Origin of the sequence: Stutzerimonas stutzeri, from assembly GCF_000935215.1 — a bacterium.
Lineage (GTDB): Bacteria > Pseudomonadota > Gammaproteobacteria > Pseudomonadales > Pseudomonadaceae > Stutzerimonas.
In genome coordinates, this window is the sequence record NZ_JXXD01000209.1 from 1 (window position 1) to 3,083 (window position 3,083).

Below are 3,083 nucleotides of genomic sequence, written 5' to 3' on the forward strand. Positions count from 1 at the left end.
TGGATGATGGCGCTGGCGGTGGTTGGCGTGTTCAGCGGCGCCGCTGCCGACGCGGGGCGTTACGCCATTCACGCCCTGCTGTTCTTTCTGATCGCCCTGCCCTGCCTGGCAGCCTGGGCACTGCTTGGTGTCGGGGCGGCGAAGCTGCTGCACTCGGCAGCGCATATGCGCCGGTTCAACTATGCCATGGCGCTGCTCTTGGTCGTGTCGGCACTGCTGAGTCTGTGACCTGCATTACCGGTGGAAACGGCTTCGCCGTTTTCCACCCTGCGCTGCGATCAGCGCTTCTTCGCCGGCTTGCCGCCGCCCAGGCTCGGCACCTTGCGAATCGGCCTGGCGTTGGGCTTTTCGCTCTCGTCGAACCAGTTGCCAAGATGAATCTTGCCCTTGCCGCCGTCCTTGGGCTTTTTCGGTTTCTTCGGCTTCTTGATGATCTGCCCGCCCAGCGTGGTGGTCGGCACGCGATGGTCCGGCACGAAACCCAATTCGTCGTGGCGCGGCAGCACCTGGTTGATCAGGGTCTCGATGGCCGCCAGCTGATCGACTTCATCGGCGCTGACCAGCGATACCGCTTCGCCCGTGGCGCCGGCGCGACCGGTGCGGCCGATGCGGTGCACGTAGTCCTCGGCGACGATCGGCAGGTCGAAGTTGACCACCTGCGGCAGGTCGTGGATGTCCAGCCCGCGCGCGGCGACATCGGTCGCCACCAGCACCTGCACTTCGCCGGCCTTGAAGCGCTCCAGCGCACGCAGCCGCGAGGCCTGTGGCTTGTCGCCGTGGATCGCATCGCTGGCAATACCCGCAGCCTGCAGCTCGTCCACCAGCTGATCGACGCCCTTGCGCGTTTTGACGAACACCAGCACCTGGCCCCAGCGCTTCTCCGCCAGCAGATGCAGGAACAGCTCGCTCTTGCGTTTCTTGTCCACCGGCACCAACCACTGCTTGACCGTCTTCGCCGCGGCGTTGCGAGGGCTGACCTCGACCGATAGCGGGTCGCGCAGCAGCTCGCGGGCCATCTGCCGGATCGCCTCGGAGAAGGTCGCGGAGAACAGCAGGGTCTGGCGCTTCTTCGGCAGGGCGGAGAACAGCTGGTCCAGCTCGTCGGCGAAACCGAGGTCGAGCATGCGATCGGCCTCGTCCAGCACCAGCGCCTGCAGCTGATTGAAGCCCACGGCGTTCTGCCGGTAGAGATCGAGCAGGCGACCGGGCGTCGCCACCAGCACATCGATGCCCTTGCGCAGCGCCATCATCTGCGGGTTGATGCTGACCCCGCCGTACACCGCGTAGGTGCGCAGCGGCAGGTTCTGCCCGTAGACGCGAAAACTCTCGTGCACCTGCTCGGCCAGCTCGCGGGTCGGCACCAGTACCAGCGCGCGTACCGAATTGCTCGCCACCTTGGCGCCTTCCATGGTCAGGCGCTGCAGCAATGGCAGGGCGAAGCCGGCGGTCTTGCCGGTACCGGTCTGCGCCGCCGCCATCAGGTCGCGGCCCTTGAGCACGGCGGGAATGGCTTCGATCTGCACCGGCGTCGGCTTGCGGTAATCGAGGGTTTCCAGGGTCCGCAGCAGCGGATCGATCAGGCCCAGGGAGGCGAAGGTCATGGCAGGCTCGCAGCGCCGTTTCGGCGGGATGAAAAAGGGCGGATTCTAGCAGCAGGCCGGGCACATCGGCTCACCAGCCGATTGCAGGCGGGCCAGGCGATGCCTTGCTGTCACAGTTTCATACGCTGCCGCGCTGGTAGCTGGCCAACGCCTGCCGCAGGATAGGCACAGCGCCGCGGCGCCGTCACATCAACCGCACGGAGACCCTGATGGAAGCGCTACTCGCCCACGGCCCCTTCGCCGAATTCGCCCTGCTGCTGATCGTTTCCGCGGTGGTCGGGGCGATTGCCGTGAGCCTGCGCCAGCCGCTGCTGATTTCCTACATCGTGGTCGGCATTCTGCTTGGCCCGGCGGTGTTCGGCCCGGTCAACGCCGCCGAACAGATCCATCTGCTGGCCGAGATCGGCGTCGCCGTTCTGCTGTTCGTGGTCGGACTCAAGCTGGACCTCGCGCATATCCGCAATATCGGGCCGGTGGCGCTGGCCACGGGGCTCGGGCAGCTGACCTTCACCATCGTCTTCGGCTTCGCGCTCACGCTGCTGATGGGCAAGAGCACCATGGAGGCGATCTACATCGCCGTGGCGCTGACCTTTTCCAGCACCATCATCATCGTCAAGCTGCTCTCGGACAAACACGAGCTGGACTCGCTGCACGGACGCATCGCCGTGGGTTTCCTGATCGTCCAGGACCTCGCCGTGGTGCTGGCGATGATGACCATGAGCGCCCTGCGCGGCGCCGGCGATGCCGGCTGGGCCGAGGTCTCGGGCTCGCTGCTGCTGCGTCTGGCAGGCGCGGCCATCCTGATGTACGTGCTGATGCGCTACGTGCTGCCGCCGCTGGTCAGCCGCATGGCGCGCTCGCAGGAACTGCTGCTGATCTTCGCCATTGCCTGGGGCACCGGGCTCGCCGCGCTGGGCGACTACATCGGTTTCAGCAAGGAGGCCGGAGCCTTCGTCGCCGGCTTTTCGCTGGCCTCGACGGCCTATCGTGAAGCGATGAACGCGCGCCTGACCGGCATCCGCGACTTCATGCTGCTGTTCTTCTTCATCGACCTCGGTGGCCGGCTGGATTTTTCCACGCTCGGCAACGAGATCCTGCCGGCCATCGTGCTGGCGCTGTTCGTACTGATCGGCAATCCGCTGATCGTCATGGCAATCATGGGCTACATGGGTTATCGCAAGCGCACCGGCTTTCTCGCCGGGCTGACCGTGGCGCAGATCAGCGAGTTCTCCATCGTTTTCGTTGCAATGGGTATCACCCTTGGCCATGTCGGGCCAGAGGCGCTGGGGCTGACCACCCTGGTCGGGCTGGTAACCATCATGCTGTCGACTTACATGATCCTGTTCTCGCAACCGCTCTACGAACGCCTCGCGCCCTGGCTCGGCGTGTTCGAGCGCAAACGACCCTACCGCGAGCTGGAAGTCGAGGCCCAGGGCAGGCCGCAGGGCCATCCGCGCATCATCATCTTCGGCCTGGGCCGTT

The 3,083-nt window shown here is 65.6% G+C and carries 2 protein-coding genes and 1 pseudogene; 2 read left to right on the forward strand and 1 reads right to left on the reverse strand.

What is annotated here, in order from left to right:
• A pseudogene (locus tag LO50_RS19050) lies at positions 1 to 228 on the forward strand (LysE family translocator); the annotation flags it as partial.
• Positions 229 to 278: 50 nt separating this feature from the next.
• On the opposite strand, the gene rhlE1 reads toward LO50_RS19050, so the two are convergent.
• Entirely contained in the window at positions 279 to 1,601 is a 1,323-nt protein-coding gene (gene rhlE1 / locus LO50_RS19055) for an RNA helicase RhlE1 (RefSeq protein ID WP_044316005.1), read from the reverse strand.
• A 209-nt stretch (positions 1,602 to 1,810) separates the two neighbouring features.
• Here rhlE1 and LO50_RS19060 point away from each other — a divergent pair.
• On the forward strand, positions 1,811 to 3,083 hold a 1,273-nt coding region (locus tag LO50_RS19060), incomplete at its 3' end, for a cation:proton antiporter (RefSeq protein WP_044316006.1).